Origin of the sequence: Leptospira terpstrae serovar Hualin str. LT 11-33 = ATCC 700639, from assembly GCF_000332495.1 — a bacterium.
GTDB classification, from domain to species: domain Bacteria; phylum Spirochaetota; class Leptospiria; order Leptospirales; family Leptospiraceae; genus Leptospira_A; species Leptospira_A terpstrae.
The window spans coordinates 14,874-35,318 of sequence record NZ_AOGW02000009.1 but is presented as its reverse complement, the minus strand read 5'-3'; the positions used below and the strand labels follow the sequence as shown (position 1 = coordinate 35,318).

20 protein-coding genes are annotated in these 20,445 nt (G+C 38.8%); 14 read left to right on the top strand and 6 right to left on the bottom strand.

Going from position 1 to position 20,445, the window contains the following annotated elements:
* Positions 1 to 30: 30 nt before the first annotated feature.
* Positions 31 to 1,410: a class II fumarate hydratase gene (gene fumC / locus LEP1GSC203_RS06880; RefSeq protein WP_002973328.1), complete on the top strand. Its 1,380-nt coding sequence runs from the start codon at positions 31 to 33 to the stop codon at positions 1,408 to 1,410.
* Positions 1,411 to 1,447: 37 nt separating this feature from the next.
* Here fumC and LEP1GSC203_RS06875 read toward each other — a convergent pair whose 3' ends face one another.
* On the bottom strand, positions 1,448 to 1,870 hold the full coding sequence (locus LEP1GSC203_RS06875; protein ID WP_002973484.1) for an SRPBCC domain-containing protein: 423 nt from the start codon (positions 1,868 to 1,870) through the stop codon (positions 1,448 to 1,450).
* Positions 1,871 to 3,484 carry a fumarate hydratase gene (locus LEP1GSC203_RS06870; RefSeq protein ID WP_002973437.1) on the bottom strand — a complete coding sequence of 538 codons (1,614 nt, stop codon included), beginning with the start codon at positions 3,482 to 3,484 and terminating at the stop codon, positions 1,871 to 1,873. It abuts the gene before it with no gap.
* 152 nt (positions 3,485 to 3,636) lie between these two features.
* Here LEP1GSC203_RS06870 and LEP1GSC203_RS06865 point away from each other — a divergent pair, with 152 nt between their 5' ends.
* From LEP1GSC203_RS06865 to LEP1GSC203_RS06855, 3 genes are all read left to right on the top strand, one after another.
* Positions 3,637 to 4,599, top strand: a complete 963-nt coding sequence (locus LEP1GSC203_RS06865; protein WP_002973498.1) for an LA_2444/LA_4059 family outer membrane protein — start codon at positions 3,637 to 3,639, stop codon at positions 4,597 to 4,599.
* Positions 4,600 to 4,741: 142 nt separating this feature from the next.
* Entirely contained in the window at positions 4,742 to 5,221 is a 480-nt protein-coding gene (locus tag LEP1GSC203_RS06860; protein ID WP_002973450.1) for a hypothetical protein, read from the top strand.
* Positions 5,222 to 5,365: 144 nt separating this feature from the next.
* The gene (locus tag LEP1GSC203_RS06855; protein WP_002973400.1) at positions 5,366 to 5,962 is read left to right on the top strand and encodes a class I SAM-dependent DNA methyltransferase; all 597 of its coding nucleotides are present in this window, start codon (positions 5,366 to 5,368) and stop codon (positions 5,960 to 5,962) included.
* Between the two features lie 42 nt (positions 5,963 to 6,004).
* Here LEP1GSC203_RS06855 and LEP1GSC203_RS06850 read toward each other — a convergent pair whose 3' ends face one another.
* The 3 genes from LEP1GSC203_RS06850 to loa22 all read right to left on the bottom strand — a co-directional run bounded on the left by LEP1GSC203_RS06850 (position 6,005) and on the right by loa22 (position 7,776).
* On the bottom strand, positions 6,005 to 6,343 hold the full coding sequence (locus LEP1GSC203_RS06850; RefSeq protein WP_002973285.1) for a DUF3147 family protein: 339 nt from the start codon (positions 6,341 to 6,343) through the stop codon (positions 6,005 to 6,007).
* Between the two features lie 48 nt (positions 6,344 to 6,391).
* The gene (locus LEP1GSC203_RS06845; protein WP_232225821.1) at positions 6,392 to 6,886 is read right to left on the bottom strand and encodes a DUF1801 domain-containing protein; all 495 of its coding nucleotides are present in this window, start codon (positions 6,884 to 6,886) and stop codon (positions 6,392 to 6,394) included.
* Positions 6,887 to 7,206: 320 nt separating this feature from the next.
* Entirely contained in the window at positions 7,207 to 7,776 is a 570-nt protein-coding gene (loa22, locus tag LEP1GSC203_RS06840) for an OmpA family outer membrane lipoprotein Loa22 (protein WP_196795748.1), read from the bottom strand.
* 56 nt (positions 7,777 to 7,832) lie between these two features.
* Between loa22 and LEP1GSC203_RS06835 the strand changes: the two genes are divergently transcribed.
* The 4 genes from LEP1GSC203_RS06835 to LEP1GSC203_RS06820 are packed head-to-tail and all read left to right on the top strand — an operon-like array spanning position 7,833 to position 11,609.
* Entirely contained in the window at positions 7,833 to 8,771 is a 939-nt protein-coding gene (locus LEP1GSC203_RS06835; protein WP_002973267.1) for an RluA family pseudouridine synthase, read from the top strand.
* A 37-nt stretch (positions 8,772 to 8,808) separates the two neighbouring features.
* Positions 8,809 to 10,257, top strand: a complete 1,449-nt coding sequence (locus LEP1GSC203_RS06830; RefSeq protein ID WP_002973295.1) for a hypothetical protein — start codon at positions 8,809 to 8,811, stop codon at positions 10,255 to 10,257.
* A 55-nt stretch (positions 10,258 to 10,312) separates the two neighbouring features.
* On the top strand, positions 10,313 to 11,032 hold the full coding sequence (locus tag LEP1GSC203_RS06825; RefSeq protein ID WP_198008569.1) for a TerC family protein: 720 nt from the start codon (positions 10,313 to 10,315) through the stop codon (positions 11,030 to 11,032).
* Between the two features lie 13 nt (positions 11,033 to 11,045).
* Entirely contained in the window at positions 11,046 to 11,609 is a 564-nt protein-coding gene (locus LEP1GSC203_RS06820) for a DUF1569 domain-containing protein (RefSeq protein ID WP_002973252.1), read from the top strand.
* Here the strand turns inward: LEP1GSC203_RS06820 and LEP1GSC203_RS06815 are convergent.
* The gene (locus LEP1GSC203_RS06815; protein WP_002973539.1) at positions 11,601 to 14,033 is read right to left on the bottom strand and encodes a hybrid sensor histidine kinase/response regulator; all 2,433 of its coding nucleotides are present in this window, start codon (positions 14,031 to 14,033) and stop codon (positions 11,601 to 11,603) included. The genes LEP1GSC203_RS06820 and LEP1GSC203_RS06815 overlap by 9 nt on opposite strands.
* A gap of 6 nt (positions 14,034 to 14,039) precedes the next feature.
* Between LEP1GSC203_RS06815 and LEP1GSC203_RS06810 the strand changes: the two genes are divergently transcribed.
* The 6 genes from LEP1GSC203_RS06810 to LEP1GSC203_RS06785 all read left to right on the top strand — a co-directional run bounded on the left by LEP1GSC203_RS06810 (position 14,040) and on the right by LEP1GSC203_RS06785 (position 20,429).
* Positions 14,040 to 14,636: a response regulator transcription factor gene (locus LEP1GSC203_RS06810; RefSeq protein ID WP_002973494.1), complete on the top strand. Its 597-nt coding sequence runs from the start codon at positions 14,040 to 14,042 to the stop codon at positions 14,634 to 14,636.
* 45 nt (positions 14,637 to 14,681) lie between these two features.
* Entirely contained in the window at positions 14,682 to 15,194 is a 513-nt protein-coding gene (locus LEP1GSC203_RS06805) for a SixA phosphatase family protein (RefSeq protein WP_002973413.1), read from the top strand.
* The gene (hpt, locus tag LEP1GSC203_RS06800; protein WP_002973293.1) at positions 15,191 to 15,703 is read left to right on the top strand and encodes a hypoxanthine phosphoribosyltransferase; all 513 of its coding nucleotides are present in this window, start codon (positions 15,191 to 15,193) and stop codon (positions 15,701 to 15,703) included. The genes LEP1GSC203_RS06805 and hpt overlap by 4 nt, the downstream gene beginning before the upstream one ends.
* Positions 15,700 to 17,190, top strand: coding sequence for an adenylate/guanylate cyclase domain-containing protein (locus LEP1GSC203_RS06795; protein ID WP_002973217.1), 1,491 nt, complete (start codon positions 15,700 to 15,702; stop codon positions 17,188 to 17,190). The genes hpt and LEP1GSC203_RS06795 overlap by 4 nt, the downstream gene beginning before the upstream one ends.
* Before the next feature lie 221 nt (positions 17,191 to 17,411).
* A complete protein-coding gene (locus tag LEP1GSC203_RS06790) occupies positions 17,412 to 18,857 on the top strand; it encodes an NHL repeat-containing protein (RefSeq protein WP_039937558.1) in 1,446 nt (481 codons plus the stop codon).
* A gap of 54 nt (positions 18,858 to 18,911) precedes the next feature.
* Positions 18,912 to 20,429: an NHL repeat-containing protein gene (locus tag LEP1GSC203_RS06785; RefSeq protein ID WP_002973396.1), complete on the top strand. Its 1,518-nt coding sequence runs from the start codon at positions 18,912 to 18,914 to the stop codon at positions 20,427 to 20,429.
* The last annotated feature ends 16 nt before the right edge of the window (positions 20,430 to 20,445 follow it).

The window sequence follows — 20,445 nt, the reverse complement described above, 5'->3', positions numbered from 1 at the left end:
TACATTAAGAAGAAGATTCTAGGGGGGATTGTGAAAACAAGAATTGAAACCGACTCTATGGGGGAAATCGAAGTGGAGGTATCTCGTTACTGGGGTGCACAAACGGAACGTTCTCTCCATCATTTCCACATTGGTACTGACAAGTTTCCCAGAGAAATGATTCGCGCACTTGGAATTTTAAAAAAATCGGCCGCGCTTACCAATCAAGAATTAGAAATCCTATCCTTAGAGAAAACCCAACTGATTGTCAAAGCGGCAGAAGAAGTCATTGCCGGATCTTTGGATGACCACTTTCCACTTGCTGTATGGCAAACGGGATCTGGGACTCAAACCAATATGAATGTAAATGAGGTCATATCCAACAGAGCCATCGAATTGGCTGGAGGTGTATTGGGATCGAAAATACCCATCCATCCGAATGACGATGTGAACAAGGCCCAAAGTTCCAATGATACATTTCCCACGGCCATGCACATTGCCTGTGCCGAACAATTAGTTCACAAACTCATTCCCGCCTTACAAACACTTCACGATTCTCTAAACAATAAATCCAAAGAGTTTGCAAAAATTATTAAAATAGGACGTACTCATTTACAAGACGCCACTCCACTCACACTCGGTCAGGAATTTTCTGGGTATGTCCAACAGCTAAAATATTCGATTGAGAGAATCGAACGGGTGTTACCTTCCGTGTATCGATTGGCACTTGGAGGAACCGCTGTGGGAACGGGACTGAATACCCATCCCGATTTTGCAGTGAAAGCTGCGGCAAAGATTGCTAAAGAAACCGGGCTCCCTTTTGTCACTGCGGAGAATAAATTTGAGGCATTGGCTGCACATGATTCACTTGTAGAAGTCAGTGGAGTTTTGAAAACCATTGCCTGCTCTCTCATGAAGATCGCAAATGATATCCGTTGGTTGGCCTCTGGTCCCCGCTCTGGAATTGGAGAAATTACCATTCCAGAAAACGAACCAGGTTCCTCCATTATGCCTGGAAAAGTCAATCCCACTCAGTCAGAAGCCATGACCATGGTGGCAGCTCAAGTGATTGGCAATGATGTGGCCGTAAATGTTGGTGGATCTTCGGGAAATTTTGAATTGAATGTTTTTAAACCACTGATCATTTTCAATGTGCTGAATTCCATACGGTTGTTAGCTGACGTTACAGTTTCCTTTGAAGAACATTGTGCACGGGGAATCGATGCAAACCAGGATACGATTAATCAAAATTTAAACCGTTCCCTCATGCTTGTGACAGCTCTGAACCCATACATTGGCTATGACAACGCAGCAAAGATTGCTAAACTCGCACACAAAGAAAAATCTACTTTAAAAGAAGCAGGAATTAAGTTAAGACTCTTAACCGCTGAACAGTTTGATGAGTGGGTGAAACCAGAAGAAATGATTTGAAATGTAACTAGATTCTAAAATAAAAACAGTGCGAAATTTATGATTTCGTTTGTTTGGGGTTATTTGGCAAAGTTCTGACAGCATTTCGAATCATTTCCCAATAGTTTCGGCGCCAACCTTCTTCTATATCAGGAATTAGTTCTTTAGGTACGCCACGGTGTGTTAATTTTAACTCAGTCCCACCTTCCGTGGTTTCTTTGAATGTAAAAGTAGCCATAGAAAAAATACCTTCTGGAAAATCAGACCTTCTCCACGCTTGTACAATTCGTTTCGAAGGTTCAAGGTCCACAATGATTCCCGATACCTTACCGGACATGGTGGAAAAGGTTCCACCAATCCGTTTGCTAATGATCGCAGTTTCCCCTGTGAGGGATGTGACATTCTTCGAATCAGCGATAAACTGATAGATTGTCTTTGGTGATGCTTTGAATTTTACTTTTTGATGAATTGTTTTACACATTCAATTCAACATCTGGAAAAAATCATTTCCTTTGTCATCGACTACTATAAAGGCAGGAAAGTTTTCTACCTCAATGGACCAAACAGCTTCCATACCTAACTCTGGAAAGTCGAGGACTTCTACTTTTTTGATATTTTCTTTCGCAAGTAAGGCGGCAGGACCACCAATAGATCCGAGATAGAATCCCCCATTTTTTTTGCAACTATCGGTGACCACTTTGGAACGATTCCCTTTCGCAAGAGAGATCATAGAGTAACCTTTTTCTTGGAAAAGAGGAACATAACTATCCATTCGACCTGCTGTTGTGGGTCCAAAGGAACCGGAAGGCATCCCTTCTGGAGTTTTGGCAGGGCCTGCATAATAAACCGGATGGTTTTTGAAATAATCAGGAAGTGGTTCACCCTTATCTAATTTTTCTTTGAGTTTGGCATGAGCAATATCACGAGCTACGACCAATCGTCCAGACAACATAACACGTGTTTTGACAGGGTATTTGTTTAGGATTCCCAAAATTTCTTTCATGGGTTGGTTTAAGTTGATATGGACGGTTTCACTTCCCGCATCTGATTCCGCAACGGTAGGTAAAAAACGAGCCGGATCATATTCGAGTTGTTCAAGATAAATTCCGTCTTTTGTAATTTTGGCTTTGATATTGCGATCCGCACTGCAACTAACACCAAGTCCGACTGGGCAAGAGGCACCATGCCTTGGCAAACGAATGATTCGAAAATCGTGAGCTAAGTACTTTCCACCAAACTGTGCTCCTATTCCCGATTTTTGTGCTGCCAGTAACATCTTCTCTTCTAGTTCGATATCACGGAAGGCAGTACCTTCTTTGGTTCCTTTGGTAGGCAAGTGGTCAAGATAACCAGCTGATGCTAGTTTTACGGTCTTTAGATTGGCCTCGGCAGAAGTTCCCCCAATTACTACCGCTATGTGGTAAGGTGGGCAAGCAGAAGTCCCAAGACTTGCCACTTTTTCTGAAATGAATTTTTCGAGTGAGGCCGGGTTGAGAAGAGCCTTTGTCTCTTGGTAGAGATAGGTTTTGTTCGCAGACCCACCGCCTTTTGCCATAAATAGAAAACTATACTTTTGTCCTGGAGTCGAATAAATATCCACTTGCGCAGGTAAGTTGGAGCCTGAGTTTGTTTCTTCATACATAGAAAGAGGAACTACTTGCGAATAACGCAAGTTACGCTGTACATATGTATTATAAATTCCTTTGGAGAGGGCTTCGGCGTCATCCCCACCGGTGATGACATATTCTCCCTTTTTAGCCATGACAATTCCTGTTCCCGTATCTTGGCAAGAAGGCAGTTGTTTGTCTGCGGCAATCACTGCATTTTTGAGAAGAGCCATCGCCACAAACCGATCATTTTTAGTGGCTTCTGGATCATCTAGAATTTTACGAACTTTTTCGAGATGGCCTGGACGGAGGTAGAAGGCAATGTCTTCCATGGCTTTTTCTGCAAGGAAGGTCAAACCTTCTGGTTCAATTTTTAATATTTCTTTATCACCGAATGGGACGGTGCTTACAAAGTCCTTAGTTAACAATTTGTAAGGAGTTGTATCTTCCCCGAGAGGGAAAGGATCGGAATAAAAGAATTCTGGCATGGAAACCTCTAAACTATCCTTCTATGTTGGGAAGAATCTCTTTCTAGTAAATGAATTTTTACAGAGACTTTGGGAAACGCTAGGCACAGAGTCCAATTCCAAGCGGGAAAATTTGTTTCTCTTTTTATAAAATCAGTCTATAACAAAAGAAAATGAAACAGAACCTCATTTATATTTTACTAGTGTTTTTCACTTCCATGTTATTTGCCGAGGAGACGGTAACAATCGAAAACGAGCCTAAAGAAAAAAGGAATCACTCAAGAACCAGTTTACTCTTAAAGAGACAAACCTACCAGTATCTGCCATACGAATACACAGCCCTAACCGATAAGAATGAAGCAATAGTCCCCACTCGTTCCAGTTCCGCATTGAAAGAAAATGGAAAAGTTCTTATTCCTTTTGTCTTCAATTATGAAAACCTAACCAAGGGTTTTAAATTGGAACTTTCCTACTTTGAAATTGAAATTGTCAATGCCAACACTCTTCTCTACCAACAAACAGCGCTCGGGGCAAATATCTCTCGGTTTTATCTATCACCAATGGCTCGTTCCGAGTTTGAATTCAATGTTTACAAAACTTTCACACCCGGTCTGGACTGGAAACTCTATCTAGGAGGAGGGATACGAAACATAAATCGTTACCAGTATGGAAATTATTTAGGGCAGGGAACTTTCAAAGAATATTTTTTCACTTACGGCCCGCAAGTTTCTCTCCAAAGTATTTACCAACTTCCCTTTGACTTAGCATTCCACCTAACGATGGATTTGTTCTACACACAAGGCACTCGTTTTTTCAAACAACCGAATCTTATGGAAGATCGGTTTCAGTATTCCTTATCTACCGCCGGAACGGAAGGAATCTTTCGAGGATACGAATTGGATGGTTCACTCTCCTACTCTTTTCATCCCAACATGAAATTCTTTGTGGGTTACAATCTGATTGTCTCAAAATTTTCCTACTACCATTATAACGAAATTCAATTGAGTCGCAGCACAGAAAATTTGGGATCCGCAAATCCCACCGTCACAGGAGCCTGGGAGATCAACCTTCCCAAAAAATCAGAAAACTTTGATAGTTTGCGAGGAATTTACGTAGGGGCGATGGTAAGTTTTTAAGATACCTTTAAGGGATGCAGACAAACTACCAGTGACCATATCCTGCCAAAGCCTCTATAAACCTGGCTTTGGATGTGACTAAAATAGATTGAGTATGACGGTTCACTAGTGTTGGTATAATTTACAAAAATATCGAAGAAATATGACAATTCCAAAAAGAACGGTAAAAACAATGGATCTGATTAAAAAAATAAAAGCATTATCAATTTTCTTAATCCTTATCTCTCTGAATTCAATATACAGTATCAACTTTCAAAAGCCAAAAACTAATTTAAATTGTAAGTTAAAGAACGGATATTACACTCAATCCATTGCGATTGGAGAAAATATTCTGATTATACATATTGAAATCACAGATGAATCTGCTAACTTCCATAGAGTGATTAATAAATATTATGTAAAAAATAAAATCAACTGGATATCTGATTGTCAATTTGAACTGATCACACAAGAAATTACAGATCCCATTCTTGTTGATGTTGACTGGATTGGAAACACAACATACTATAAAGTCGCAGCAATAGATAAGAATTTATATAGCTATATTAAAATAGAAAAGAATGAAACGCCGCAACAGTTAAAATACCAAGGAACTTCCTTTCCGCATGAAACGAATGATTGAAAATTAATTCTGGGATTTGAACTCTATGATTCAGTTTCCTTTGCAACTAAAGGCATTGACACAATAGAAACTTTGTGACTATAAATATTCGAATCCAAAAATTATCCTTTGAAGTTTTCCATCGCAGTCTAACATAAAACCAATATGGAACCAAATGTTTTTGACCAAATGGCAAATGTGTATGATACAACGGAACGAAAAGAATTAGCTCATATCATTTCGAACACAATCCAAACTGAATGTAAGGAAAGCCAATCAAAAACACTATTTGATTACGGTTGTGGCACGGGCCTTGTTGGTTTTAGCTTAGTTTCGTTAGTTGGTAGGATTGTCTTTATCGATTCTTCTGAACCAATGTTAGACATTGTTCGAGAAAAAATCAAAAAAATGAATGTATCCAATGCGGAAGTGATCCATTCCAACTTTCTCCAAAATACAAAAACCAAAAAAGCAGATTTAATCCTCGTCTCACTGGTTCTACTGCACATTCCTGATACAAAAAGAATTTTGAATTTTTTTTATGATATTCTAAATCCCAATGGGAAACTAATGGTTGTTGACTTCGATAAAAATGAAAAAGTAAACCACCCCAAAGTCCACAATGGATTTACAAATGAAGAAATTAGGACTTTATTTACCGAAGTTGGATTCAAAGATATAGAAATTAAAACGTTCCACCATGGAAAAAATATTTTTATGAAAGAAGATGCTTCTCTTTTTTTAGCAACAGGGGAAAAATAAATTTAATTTTTAATGATTAAATTCCTAAAGAGTGATTTTACTCTAGAACAATCGAATCAAAACTAGCTGATACAAATAAAACAATACAGTTGTAAAAGCGATACTACATAACATTGCAACCCAGAACCCGCAGGTGGCATTTAACTTTGGGAAAATCAAAAACATGGGAAGTGTAGGAATCACAAACCAAAATGTATAATAGGCATGGTTTGAAATTTTTTCTTCACCTGCATTTTCAAATTTTAACCAAAACAAAGTAAGAATGGTGACTAACGGAAGAGAAGCAATAAGACTACCCATCCGATCATTCCTTCTTGCGATTTCCGAAATGATGACAACAAGAGCTGCCGTGACTAAATATTTTAAGAGAAGATATACCATAATTGAATTATTATCTTTGATTGTGTTTTTTTTCTTCTATTCTTAAATTCACTTTTTGGAAGAATTCTTTTTATTTAATTTCGATTCTTGTAAATTTTTTTCATAAAGTGCAATCCAATCCTTAGGACTCATTTTTTTTGATAAATCACCAATCAAGGCCCAAGGAATCTCTTCTAGTTTTTTAAACCGAATACAACTTTTGCCCATATCCAATTTCGTTTTGCAATGTTTGGGATATTCTGTTTGGAACCATTTCAAAAGTTTTAGATCAGAATAGATTCCCATATGATAGAGTGCCAGTCCATTCTTTTGGGAAGCGATATGGATGAAGGGAAGTGCAAGTTCAGGAGTTACATGGTAACCGGCAGGATAGGTTTTTTTGGGTACAACATAACCAATCATGTTGTACTGAATGGTTTCTTCAAAACCTTTGGGGAGATTTTTTTTGACGGTTTCTCGTAGTTTCGAAAATGGTTCTTTTCGGTCTTTTGGTAACGATTGGATGTATTCTTCTACAGTGGTGGGCATAGACAAACGATTCAATCCTCACTTCAAAAAGAAAAGTTTTTTACAGAATTGTTGTTGGTTTCAAATTTGAAAACTTAACTTCCTTTCATTCTGTCATTGTTAGGCAAAAACCCCGCGCCAGCGATAGAAGCGGAAATCCTTTCCGTTAGGAAAGATTGGAGCGGATAGCGCGGTCGTTATAGAATCAAATTTTGATTCGCATAACCAATGCGAGGTGTCCAAATCGATCCAAAAAGAACACATCTATTTATAAAAAATGGAATGGGTATAAAAAAACCCACCAAAGGGTGGGTTTTCATTTAGAGAAAAATCTCTAGTTAAGAAAGCAAACTTTCTTATTTAGAAACGACTTGGAAAGTCACTCGACGGTTGATCGCGTCTTTTTCATCAAAACCAGAAATTGGTTTAGAAGAACCAGAAGCTTTGGTTACGATTCTGTCTGCAGGGATCCCTTGTTTTACAAGAGCATCTTTCACTGCGTCAGAACGAATTTGTGAATAGTATCCGTTTCCTTTTTTAGCACCTTCTGCTTCTTCTGGACCGGAAGCGTCTGCGTGACCAGTCACTTCAAGTGCATAACCTTCAGGAAGTTTTGCAAGAGCATCTTTGATGTAAGATACATTGTCTTTTGCCCAAGTTTTAAAATCTTCTGCTTGGATGTCCGCTTGTTTGTAGCTAAAACCTCTGCGACGAACGCCGTCTGGATAACGGTAGTCTTTGAGTGCTACATTGATTTCGTCCAAAAGAGCTGCATTCAGATCTCTGGAAGAAACAGTGGATGTTGTTCCCGTTGTGGAAGTTGTGTCTTTGGGAGTTTCTTTTTCTTCAGAAGACGAACAATTCGTTAATGAAAGCGAAAGACCTGCGAGGAGGATGAGGCTTAAAAAAAATCCTTTTTTCATCAGTTGACCTACCTTAATGTTTCCATAGTTTAGTTCTTTTCATTAGATAACAACCGAAAATGCAAATATTTCTAACCGTTTCCGAAGATTATGACCAAAGTCGCCTGGATGTCTTTCTAAAAGACAATGCCGGAGACGATCTCAGCCGTTCTACCGTTCAAAAGTGGATTGATTCGGGATTTGTGACCAACAAAACCAAAGAACAATTGGCCCATAAAAACGGGTATAAGGTGACACTTGGTGAAGAGTACGTCGTGGATGTGATCGCAAGACCGCCTTCTCGTCTGGAACCCATCGCCATGGACATTCCTGTCCTCTATGACGAAGACGAATTTATGGTTATCCATAAGAAAGCAGGGATTGCCTGCCATAGTGGACCAGGGGATGACCAACCATCACTTGTCAATGGACTCCTCCACCAATTCAAAAACCTATCAGCCACAGGCGGTGAACGTCGTCCAGGGATTGTGCATCGATTGGACAAACCGACCGAAGGGGTTCTCATCATTGCCAAAACTGACAGAGCCCATGCGGCCCTTTCCAAAATGTTCCAAGAGAGACAGGTAGAAAAAACTTACTATGCCTGGGTACTCCAAGCCCCAGTGGAAGGGGAAGGCACTGTGAACTTACCCATTGGACGCCATCCCGTGGAACGGGTGAAGATGTGTGTCAGAGAAGATGGTAGAATGGCCATCACTCATTACAAAACTGAAAAAATTGTCCAAACACAAACAGGTCGTAAATTTAGTTTGATGAAACTAGGTTTGGAAACCGGTCGTACCCACCAAATCCGTGTTCATATGGCAAAGTTGGGATGTCCCGTTGTGGGGGACAGTTTGTACTCTCGTTCGGCAAAGGATTACACCCAATACGGCCTACTTCTTTTTGCTAAACGATTGGAGTTTCCTCATCCTTTTATTCCCGACAAACGGATCTTAGTGGAGCTAGAATTTCCAGAGAGGTTCAAAACCTTTGAAAGAAAATGCCCTAGTTACTAGGGTATTGGTACTCAAAACTTAGATTTTTGATTTTGTGATGAAATTTCGAAACCTAAAACCGATACTGATCCTTCTCGTTCTATTTGGCACCTTTCATTTGTTCTACGATGCCATTTATGAAAATCATTTAGGTGAGGGAACTGATAGTGATGTTTTGTATCCCTATTTGTTTGCCAGGGATTTTTGGACTGGGGTTGGAATTCGTGGTTGGAACCTCCCCCCGAGTTCTAGTCTATTTCCAGAAGTAGTCCTTGCGATCCTTGTTTATCCTATATTTTCCTCTGTAGGTTCGTTTCATTTTGCCTTTGGATTTTTCTTTTTTACCATTCCATTTTATCTGGCAAAGGCTCTCGGGATCAAAAACCAAAAAGCCTATCTCTTTTCCTTAGGTTTTTTATCAATGGCAGGGGTTTTGCCCAATAGTCTCGGACAGTTTTTTTACCCAAGTTTTCACGCGATCACCTTATTATTTGCAGCTTACATTCTCTATGAAATCCACCGATGGGATTCCAAAAATCGATTCCAAATCGTTCGTTTTCTATTGGTTTTTTCTTTTCTTTGGATTTCTGAATATTGGTTCTTTGTAAACATAGCACCTTTCCTTCTCGTGTATGCGGTGGTTCGTTTACAACGAAAATCAATTGAACCGATAGGTCTTGTCCTTCTAGGGTTTGGTTTGGGAAAGGTTTGGCAATTGGGTTTAAAAAACTTAGGGATAGGAATTTTTACCCCCAAAGAACTTCCTACGATGGACCGAATCCATTCTGCTTTCGATTTGTTTTCTAAAGATGCAAACGTTTGGATTGCTGGAGTGATTGAATCTATCACCAAACATCCATTACTTGCGGACTGGTTTTATATATATTTAGTATTATGTATGCTCTATATTTTATTTTTATTTCTTCGTTTAGAATTAAAAAACCGATTCTTGGATTTGGCGTTACTGATCTCGCCTTTTCTTTCCGTAATAGCTTTATTTATTTTTCAGATAGAACCTAACTTTCGCTATTTATACTTTTTACCGTTTTGTATTTTGTTTCTTATCTTCCGAATGGTAGCGATGTTTCCTTTACTTCGATCGGTTGCCACCTTGGTGTTTTTTTTGGGGATTGTCTTCTATTATAATGAAAGGTATCCCCTCTTGGCAAAGGCCATTCAAGAGGGCCAGGCCAAACGAGCCCATAGAATGGAATGCCTTTCCGAATTTGACTCTGCCATTCCTGGATCTTCCACTTACTGGCCGGTCAAATACAGTTATGCCTATTCAGACAAAAAATGGACCTTGGTTCCCTTTACAAAAGAAGGAATTTATTACCCTTGGGTATCCAATCGCACTTGGGATAAGGGACTCGGACAAAAACCTTTCGAAACGTTTCCATGGGGAATTACAGAAACGAAAGAACATTTGGATCTATGGAAGGATGTCCATTTAGTCAAAGAATGTGAAGGTTGGTATTTTTACCGGCGCCAATCCCAGGCTTTTTGAAACAAAGATTTGGATTGATTCCTTTTTTCTTTTTACGACTTTAGGATACGATATGATAGAAATTCTCTCCGATCCCTCGGTATGGCTTGCCCTCTTTACATTGACTGCTTTGGAAATTGTCCTAGGTATTGACAACATCATCTTTATTTCCATACTTTCTTCTCGGTTGCCAAAAACAAAACAAAAGTCTGCTCGCCAAATCGGACTGATGTTAGCCATGGTCACGCGGATTCTTTTGTTATTCTCTCTTTCATTAATCATGAAACTCACAGCACCAATTTTTACAATTATAGACCATTCCATCAGTGGCCGTGATATTATTTTGATTATCGGGGGACTCTTTCTCATCGCCAAGTCAACCACAGAGATCCATCATAAACTAGAAGGAGAATCTGAGTTAGGTGAAGAATCCTCAAAAAGAGTTTCTTTTACCAAAACCATCATTCAAATCATGATTTTGGATATAGTCTTTTCTTTAGATTCAGTTATCACTGCAGTGGGAATGACAGACCAGTTAGGTGTTATGGTTACTGCAGTTGTTTTGTCAGTTGGATTTATGTTGCTATCAAGTGGGAGTATTTCCGATTTCGTAGATAGACACCCTACTATCAAAATTTTAGCTCTTAGTTTTTTGATTTTGATTGGAGTGGCCTTACTTGGAGAAGGATTAGAATTACACATTCCGAAAGGTTACATTTACTTTGCGATGTGTTTCTCTGTGATTGTTGAGTTCTTAAATATGAAACTTCGTTCCAAACCAGAAACCAAACATTAAAAGGAGAATTCTAATGAAACGAAAAGAGTTCTTACAAAAAACAGCTTTGTCTTATGGAATTTTGAATTTACCCCTTCGCAGTGAAGGGAAAGTAGAAGAAGAAACAAAAACAGAAATCGAATCCCCTTGGTTAGAAGCCGAAGATCTTACTGACCTTAGGACACTACTTGTTCAATTACAATCCGATTCCAAAGAATTTAAACTTACTGGCAACTGGAGTCCAGGAAAGGTATTTGCTCATTGTGCACAAAGCATAGAGTATTCTTTGAAAGGATATCCAGAAATGAAATCATCTTTCTTTCGAGGTTCTGTTGGGAAGGTTGCCTTTTCTATTTTTGCTTTCAAAAATAAAATGAATCATGGATTGGAAGAACCCATTCCTGGTGCCGAAGACATTTCCAATGAAACCGAACTCAAAGTCGGAATCAAAAAACTCATCCAAGCCATTGATGATTTTTCCAAAGCCAAAGAATCTTCACTTAGACCTCATTTTGCTTATGGAGAGCTCACCAAGGAAGAATACGATGTGGCCCATAGCCTACACATAAAAAATCACATGGAACGAGTGTTAGTCTAAAGTTGACTCTATTTGTTGGCAGAGATCCTCTGCCTTATACATTTTAGAAAAATAAGCAGATACAATGGTTTCCAGACCTTCGTCTTCCAAAAATTTATCACCACCAGAAAGAGGAGCGTCCGAACTAATCAGAATGATGGGGATTTTTTGGTTTTGGTGTCGACGACCCTCCCATTCATGAACTAAAGAAATTCCATTCATTCCTGGCATATGTAAATCAGTAATAATTAGAGTTGGTGTAATCCGAGATAAATGAGATAATGCTTCTTCTCCATTTCCTGCTTCAATCACAATCCATTGATTTCTTCGCATAACTTCCGCTAAATCCGATCTGAAGTTTCCAGAATCATCTACAAGAAGTACTGACTTTGTACTCTTAGATAAAGAAATTTCAAAAGAGGAACCAACTCCGAGTACAGATTTGATTCTTAGTTTTCCGAAGTGGGCTTCCAGAATATTTGTACATAATTGTAATCCGAGCCCCGTTCCTCTTTCTCCAGCCGTTCCTGGCATACTTTTTATATTTTCTTCGCCGCTTAGTTTGTGGATTTGTTCTTCGCTCATTCCCAATCCGCGATCACGAATTTCCACAGAAAGCCATTTCCCCTTATAGGAAACGCTGACCCATACTTCAGAATTGAGATAAGAATATTTGATAGAATTGGTGAGGATATTTTTAAACACTTCTCCAATCAAAGTACGGTCTGCAATGATTTCTGCTTGTATAGGAGTATCTTTTTCAATTCGAATTCCTTTGAGTGTTGCAAGAGGTTCTACTGATTCAATAATTTCATTGAGAAGATCATTCACTGAAAATCTCGTTTGAATGAGTTTCGTTCCAAAGGCATCAAACCGACTCACATCGAGTAACTGTTCTAACATCCGAAGAGATTGCGTGACCCCAGTTTTACAAATTTCTAAAAACTTCTTTTTTTCATCCTCGGTGGTTTCACTAAAACTAAAATCAATCACATCTAAAATTTGATTCACACTATTAAGAGGAGATCGTAAGTCATGTGAGATAAGAGAAACAAAGTTTGCCTTCCAGCGATTTGCTTTTTCTAATTCCAATGTACGAGCTTTGACTTTTTTTTCTAGAGCTTCTTTTCTTTTGTACAATTCTTTAGATAAAGATTCGGACCTTTTGTAAACACGAACCAGTCCCAAAGTAACACCTAAGGTCTGAGGGAAAATAAACAAATACAAGGATATTAAACCCATTGGTCTATAACCAAAATTTGGATTGGCGACTAAAAATAAATCGATAAGCCCACCGATGATTGCCATAAACAAACTAAAGAAATACAATCTACTTTCTTTTCTTTGAAAGTATAAAGCAAGTGAGACAGACAAAAGTCCCAAAGCCACAAAAATAACAGACATAAATTCGAAGTAAAATAATATCTTAGATAAATAAGGAACCGGTGTAAATAGAGATACAAAAAGAAAACTGAAAGCATATAGTTTCAATAAAAACAAAATTCTTTTAAAGAAACGCATTTGGGCCATATTGAGTACAATATAACCTCCAAAGTATAAAACCAAAACAAACCCCACTCGGGAAAATCGAAACAATGGGATACAATAATCATCGGAAAAAAGGTTAAAGAGAATTCTTGTCTCTATTAACGTAGAGGATAAAATCAGAATTCCTAAATAAACAAATGCCATTCGAAGTGCATTTCGTTCAGAGCGATTAATAAAATAAACTAACGCATGATATATTGCCAAAAATATCATAAAGATCATAATGATCCAAGAGACCGTAAAATTTACATTCCATGTATGGATGATATTTTGAAGTTTCCCAAACCGGATGAGCCCATGAATGCCGGCATATTTATGTGAAAAATTAGAAATATGTACAACTAAATCTAATTTTTTGGAATCTGATTTCAGTGGAATGATTTTGGAATGAAAGGAAGGCCGGTGTTTTTCTGCGGTTTTTGCTAAAGTTCCATTTTCTGCAACCAACTCACCATTCGCATAAATTCTATAGGCACTATGCAAAACAGGAACCAAAAGAGCATATGATTCTTTCTCATAAGTAGATTCTGGCAAAAGAACCGTTAGGCGGTAAGTCCCGAATCCAAAACTAGGGTATCCTTCCCCATCCTCATTTTCCTGAGAAAACCAAGGAACTCCCACTTTTAGGTAAGATTTGTGTTCAGGAGACTCTCCCCTTGGATCCAAAAACTCATTCCAATAGAATTCCCATTTCCCAGTGAGGTTTATGGTTTCCCCTGAGAAATCAACGTTCTGGACATCCAAAACACCATCTTTCGCGAGTAAGGTTGGGTAGGCATCAAACCGGCAGGAGGTGGTGCCGAGTAGGATGAAGATCAAAATTAAGGGATAACTACAAAAAATAAGTAAGTCTGAAAAATATTTTTGGATGGATGAGAAGAATACTCTGAGAATCATAAGGCTGTGGAATCCGTTAAAATTGCCATCTTAGAAGACCATTCCGTTGTCACTGAAGGAATCATATCTATCCTGAAATCCAATCCTTTCTTTTCTCTTGCCGGAGAATTTCGAACTGCAGCCGATTTGTTTCATTTTTTAGAATCTAGTCCCATCGATCTTTTGGTTTTGGACATCGACTTGCCGGATAGAAATGGCATCGATGTATTGCGTGAGATTAAAGAAAAACACCAACCCACAAAAGTCATTATCTTTTCCTTACATGGAAGTCGAGTGTATGTGGAAGATGCTCTCAAAGCTAAGGCCGATGGGTACATGTTAAAATCAGATCCTATTTCCAAACTTCCCGAAGTCATCGAACTTGTGATGAAAGGTGGGTCTTTTGTCTCGGACGGAGTGAGTAAAGTACAACTTCCTTTTTCTGCTTTCCAAATGGAAATTCTGAATTTACTCGTGCAAGGGTTGTCTCAAAACGAAGTGGCGGATCGAATTCAAAAATCAAGAAAAACAGTGGAATACCACCTCAACCAAATGAGGACTAAATTTTCTTGTAAGAACAACAACGAACTCATTTCCAAGTACGAAAAAGAAATACAAAAATAGCAGTTTCGTGATTTCCTATTCGTTTGTTTCGACTAATCTATTAGTATGAAACAAATTTATCTACTTCGCCATGCCAAATCAGAATGGGATGAACCTTATGACACTGATTTGGAACGGTCTCTTTCTCGTCGAGGGAAGGAACAATCCAAAGCACTACGCGATTATCTAAAAGAAAGCCGTTTTGAATTTGACCAATGTTATGTTTCGCCTGCCGAACGAACTTTAAAAACCTATGCCACTCTTCGTAAAGAGATCTTACGGTTCCCAAAACCTGAATTAAGAGAATCAATTTACGACTCGGATAAAGAAGATCTCCTCTTTTTATTGCAGGGACTCTCGCCAAGTGTTCGTTCTGTCTGCCTAGTCGGCCACAATCCTGGGTTAGAAGATTTGGCAAGTTCCCTCCTCTTTGGAGAAACGGAGTTTTCCCGCTTTCAGAAATTTCCCACGGCCTCATTTCTCGGCTTGAGTTTTTCGGAAGATTCGTGGAAAAATCTTAGCTGGGGAAGTTGCCAACTGGCAGTATTCTGGATCCCTGGGCAAATAGGAAAAGAATGAAACCTTTATATTCAGAAGAACGAATCCACCACCGTGTAGAAGAACTGGCAAGGGAGATCTCTCGAGATTTCCTTAGCAAAGACTTAGTTGTGATTGGGATCCTCAATGGTGGGTTTATCTTCACTGCAGATCTTTGTCGTAGCATTGCCATCCCACACGAGGTGGACTTTATGGCTGCCTCTTCTTATGGAGACGGAACCACTTCTGGAAATTTAAAAATCACGAAAGAACTTAAAAAATCTGTGAAAAACAAATCGGTTCTCCTTGTGGAAGACATTGTTGATACAGGAAAAACGTTAGAATACCTTTTAGAGGAAGTGGGAAAACAAAATCCCAAAGATTTAAGAGTGGCTGCACTATTTTGGAAACAAAACAAAGCAAATCCACATATACCTGTTCATTATCCAGGTTTCATTATCGAAGATGAATTTTTAGTAGGTTATGGTTTAGATTACAAAGGACAGTATCGTAACTTGCCTTATGTGGCAAAATTGGAAGGTACGGAGTGAAAGATTCCATACTCAAACAAAAATTTGAAACCCTTCGATCATTTCCAATTTTAAAACCAGAAGTAATTCAAATTGCGGAAGGTTTCATAAAAAAATCAGATGATTGGAAACTACTTCGTGTTAATCCACTAAAATTTGCAGAGGAATATTTGTTAGATGAAAATCACTCTGTAGATTTTTTTGTCCATGCGACAAAGGTTGGATTATTCGATTTTGCTTATAATCTGATTTGTCCCATGTGCGGCGGAATTGTTCGAAGCCACCATAAATTAGATGAAATACAAGGAAACGAATTTCATTGTGTATCTTGTAATATTGTAGTGCCAACCTTACTGGATGACCAAGTCGAAGTTGCCTTTCAAATTCATCCTTCTTTGCAAACTAATTCTTTGGAACCTTTTAAAGACGTAGAAAATTACTTTCGATTCTTTTTTTCTGAAAATTTCAATAAATCACCGGAACTTAAATCTTGGATCCAATCCACCATTCGAGGATATTCCCAACTCCTGCCGGATGAATCTTATGAAATCGAACTCATTGCAAAAACCGGTGATTTACAAGGCGATCTCATTCAATTTGTTAGTATCGATCGTAATACAATGAGTCTTTTTTCTGTAGATCCTACACTACCTCCATCAAACCAAGTATATACGATTGATTTTATGGAAAATGGGATGATGCCTTTAGAATTAAAAATTCCCAGCGGAAAACATAAATTTTTTATACACAATCGAACACGGTTTCGAGTGGGAATTAATGTCCTTACTCCCAATCCATTAGAAATTGAACGAATTGTTGGCAATCATCCAACCATTCGAAGTGCTTTTTTGACTGCAAAGATGTTACTTAATAACCAATCCTTTCGTGATTTATTTCGAATTCAAAAATTATCTCCTGATTTAAATCTGAATGTAAAATCACTAACCATTATGTTTACCGACTTAAAAGGTTCTACGGAAATGTATGACACGGCAGGAGATATATTTGCTTATCGTTTGGTACAAGAACACTTTCGTATCCTAACAGAGATTGTGCGAAAATACAAAGGAGCCATAGTGAAAACAATGGGTGACGCCATCATGGCTACCTTTTCGACTCCCACTGAGGGTTTACTTGCTTCCTTAGAAATGATGGATCGCATTGATTCCATGAATCTGGATTGGAAAAAAGAAGGTTACCAAATTGGATTAAAAGTTGGGTTGAATGAAGGTTCTGCATTGGCCGTTGTGAATGATGAAAGGCTGGATTATTTTGGACAATCAGTGAACATTGCAGCGCGTGTCCAAGGACTTGCAAAATCAGGCGAAGTATGGCTCAGTGAAACAGTTTGGAATGCCACAGGTTCCGAAGACCTAGTGAAAAACCATGGTTATTTTTTTCGTAAACAACATGCGACTCTAAAAGGAGTAGGAAGACCAGTTCCAGTTTTTCAACTAAGTAGAAAAAAAATTAAAGATATTTCTAAGTGGAGAAAAATGTTCTCCTGAAATTTTTCCACTGTTGACAAAAGACAATATATCTTTTTTGAACATAATACTTGTTTGGAGGTAAATTAGGGGCGGCTAGAAAATCCTTTGAAAGCTATTTCCAATAGCACTCGGTAAAAAACATATTGCCAAAATCCTTCCTTTTGAATCCTTTTCTTATATAGATGAATGTTCGTTTGATTTTCGTTTCATTGGTTTTGTTTTTTTCACAAAACTGCCAAATGGCATCTTTATCCAATCCTTGCGACAGTAAGTCAAAAGACTTCTTCCCCCAACTAATTGTTTCAGCAAGTATCGAAAGTGGTTTTTGCCAATTCCAAGTTATCAATACTGGTGATTTATACCGTTTCACTGAATTTACTTTTTATAAATCTATTCCCATTTCCGTATTACCAAAATTAGGTTCTAAATCGGATGTGATGATTCGCCCAAACCTTCCTGAAGGATTGTATATTGATCCGAATACAGGAGCCCTTTTAGGAATGCCGACATCTGCTGTTGAACGTCAAAATTATACAGTTTTTCGAAAGGGTGTGGCACTCGGCCAAATATCGATTCAAGTTCGTGATTTGGCAGCCACTATGGTATATGGACAACTTGGAAATCTGAACTGTGGCCTTCCCTATTTAACTGCAAGCGATTGTTCCTCTGGAGGACCTGTCACGGCCGACAATTTGTCTGGACCCAATGCAGTCATCACTGACAATGCAGGTGGAGTTTACATCTCCAGTGGGAGTCGAATTTTGTATTATCCATCAGGCCAAACAACTGCTACGCGAGTGTATGGACAACATGGTTTGTTTACTTGCGACATTGCCAACGCTAATACAAATCAATCTTGTAATCCACTTGGAGCTCTTGCAGCAACCACTTTGAATAATCCTCGAGGAATTGTACTTGATGCTGCAAACAATCTTTTTGTCGCAGATACAAATGTGAATCGTAGATTGTTAGTTTATGCAAATCAAAACACAGTTCCCTTTCGTGCCATCGGAGTTCCTGACTTTGTCACACCTGGTGGTGGTGTTGCTTCGGAATCAAATTTCTATTCTCCAATTGGTTTGAATTTAGATAGTAAAGGAGGTATCTATGTTTCTGATTCCGGGAATAGTCGTGTGCTTTATTTTCCAAAAGATTCAAACATAGCTACGGAAGTATATGGACAACCAGATTTTGTAAGTAATGGTGCTACTACCTCGGCCAGTGGACTCAATTCAAACCAGGGAGTGGTTTCCGATTCCGAAGGTGGAATTTATATAGCGGATACTTCAAACAATCGAGTGGTGTATTATCCCAAAGGTTCTAACGTAGCTACAAAAGTTTATGGCCAACCAAACTTTACTTCGAATACAGCTGCCACTACAAGTAACGGCCTAAACAATCCTGTTGCAGTGGCATTAGACCAAAGTGAAAATCTATTTGTGGCAGACCTCAATGGGCACCGTGTCCTTATTTATCCCAAAACAAATATAACTTCAGGAATGACAGCCACTGCAGTTGTTGGCCAATTCGGAAATCTAAATTGTGGTGCAGACAACAATAACGGCTCGTGTGGGATTGGAACACCCACAGCTCAAAATTTATATAGACCGACCTATACTCATTTTGACAAACAAGGTCGGTTGTACATTACCGATTATAGTAATAATCGGGTTTTAGTTTATTAACTAAACATAACTGAAAACACTTTAGGCATTGGCTTTGAAGGTAAAAAACCAAGTATGAAACTAAACTTTAGTAACCTAACTATAATTCTTCTCTTCCTACTTTTGTTTTTTATCAATTGCAAACCTGAATTTCTAAACAACCAATGCGACATTAAATCCGATTCTTTTTATCCCACGTTAATTTTTCAATCGGTAACGACAGCTGTATCTCAACACTGCGGATACAATCTAGTGAACATTCCGCCCTTTGGTTATAAATTCCCAAGTTACCGATTGTATTTGAATTTTCCGGTTTCCATCATTCCTCGTAACCCAATGAACTCTAGTTATTCGATCCAAGGTAATCTTCCGCAAGGATTGACATTTGATGGAGCTACTGGAGAAATCCGAGGAATTCCAACAACGATCTCACCTGCAAGCCAAGTCACGATTACAAAAAGTAGCCCAGGTTTTGGAATCACTTCTATTTTAATTCAAGTGGTTGACACAAGTCCCACTACTGTTTATGGACAGTATGGGTTTTATACCTGTTCGAATACTTACAATAATGGATCTTGCACTCCAGGATCTGCTACTAACCAAAACTTTAGTTTTCCTTATGGAGTCATTGCCGATTCTTCGGGAGGAGTTTATATTTCGGGAGTCAATCGAATCCAATACTATCCACCTAATACCACAGCTTCGACGAAGGTATATGGTCAATTTGGAGTTTTTACATGCGATATTGCCAATGTGGTATCCGCAGGGTCCTGCGCAGGAACTGCGGTAACAGCAAATTCCTTAAATGGTGTTCGTGGATTGGCATTAGATTCCAATGATGGACTTTATGCAGTAGATACGGCGAACCATCGTGTCTTACATTATCCAAAGGATAGTTTTGTTCCTACTGTTGCATATGGTCAAACTGGATTTTCTAGTGCTTTGACTGGAGCTCCGACTGCAACTTCAATGAATACTCCGCTTGCAACTGCTTACGCAGCTGACGGCGGAATTTATGTTTCAGAATCCGCCAACCACCGAATTCTATACTTTCCACCAGGTTCTACAACAGCCAGTCGTGTCTACGGGCAAACTAACTTTGTTTCCAATTCCACCGGAATCGCAGCAGATAAAATGAGTAGTCCTTATGGAATCAGTCTGGATTCAGAAGGTGGGATGTATGTTGCTGATTCTGGAAATAGTCGTGTACTCTATTTTCCTGCAGGATCTACTTCTGCTACGAGGGTTTATGGCCAACCTGATTTTGGCACTAATGGAGGTGGACCCGGTGCCACTGGTCTGTCTGGAGCAACTTGGGTAGCTCTTGACCAAAGTGATAACTTATTTGTAGCTGATACAGGTAACAACCGTGTGGTGATGTATCCAAGAACCACTCAAACAGCGGGGATTGCCGCCATTGCAGTTTTTGGTCAGTTTAATGATTTGAATTGTTCCGTGACTAACAATGGCGGAACCTGTAATGCCGGAGTTCTTGGACCAAAAAGTCTATCTACACCAACGGGAATTTTTTTCAACCAACTCGGCCAACTATACATTGCTGACCGAGGAAATAACCGAGTGTTAATGTATTAATCAAACAAAATTGCGA

Excerpts from the sequence above, each read along its gene's own strand:
- LEP1GSC203_RS06820 (WP_002973252.1), top strand. The coding sequence starts at position 11,046 with ATGAAACGAAAAGAGTTCTTACAAAAAACAGCTTTGTCTTATGGAATT.
- LEP1GSC203_RS06790 (WP_039937558.1), top strand. The coding sequence starts at position 17,412 with ATGGCATCTTTATCCAATCCTTGCGACAGTAAGTCAAAAGACTTCTTC.
- LEP1GSC203_RS06815 (WP_002973539.1), bottom strand. The coding sequence starts at position 14,033 with ATGATTCTCAGAGTATTCTTCTCATCCATCCAAAAATATTTTTCAGAC.
- LEP1GSC203_RS06865 (WP_002973498.1), top strand. The coding sequence starts at position 3,637 with ATGAAACAGAACCTCATTTATATTTTACTAGTGTTTTTCACTTCCATG.
- LEP1GSC203_RS06860 (WP_002973450.1), top strand. The coding sequence starts at position 4,742 with ATGACAATTCCAAAAAGAACGGTAAAAACAATGGATCTGATTAAAAAA.
- LEP1GSC203_RS06835 (WP_002973267.1), top strand. The coding sequence starts at position 7,833 with ATGCAAATATTTCTAACCGTTTCCGAAGATTATGACCAAAGTCGCCTG.
- LEP1GSC203_RS06805 (WP_002973413.1), top strand. The coding sequence starts at position 14,682 with ATGAAACAAATTTATCTACTTCGCCATGCCAAATCAGAATGGGATGAA.
- LEP1GSC203_RS06855 (WP_002973400.1), top strand. The coding sequence starts at position 5,366 with ATGGAACCAAATGTTTTTGACCAAATGGCAAATGTGTATGATACAACG.
- hpt (WP_002973293.1), top strand. The coding sequence starts at position 15,191 with ATGAAACCTTTATATTCAGAAGAACGAATCCACCACCGTGTAGAAGAA.
- LEP1GSC203_RS06875 (WP_002973484.1), bottom strand. The coding sequence starts at position 1,870 with ATGTGTAAAACAATTCATCAAAAAGTAAAATTCAAAGCATCACCAAAG.
- LEP1GSC203_RS06785 (WP_002973396.1), top strand. The coding sequence starts at position 18,912 with ATGAAACTAAACTTTAGTAACCTAACTATAATTCTTCTCTTCCTACTT.
- LEP1GSC203_RS06850 (WP_002973285.1), bottom strand. The coding sequence starts at position 6,343 with ATGGTATATCTTCTCTTAAAATATTTAGTCACGGCAGCTCTTGTTGTC.
- LEP1GSC203_RS06830 (WP_002973295.1), top strand. The coding sequence starts at position 8,809 with ATGAAATTTCGAAACCTAAAACCGATACTGATCCTTCTCGTTCTATTT.
- LEP1GSC203_RS06870 (WP_002973437.1), bottom strand. The coding sequence starts at position 3,484 with ATGCCAGAATTCTTTTATTCCGATCCTTTCCCTCTCGGGGAAGATACA.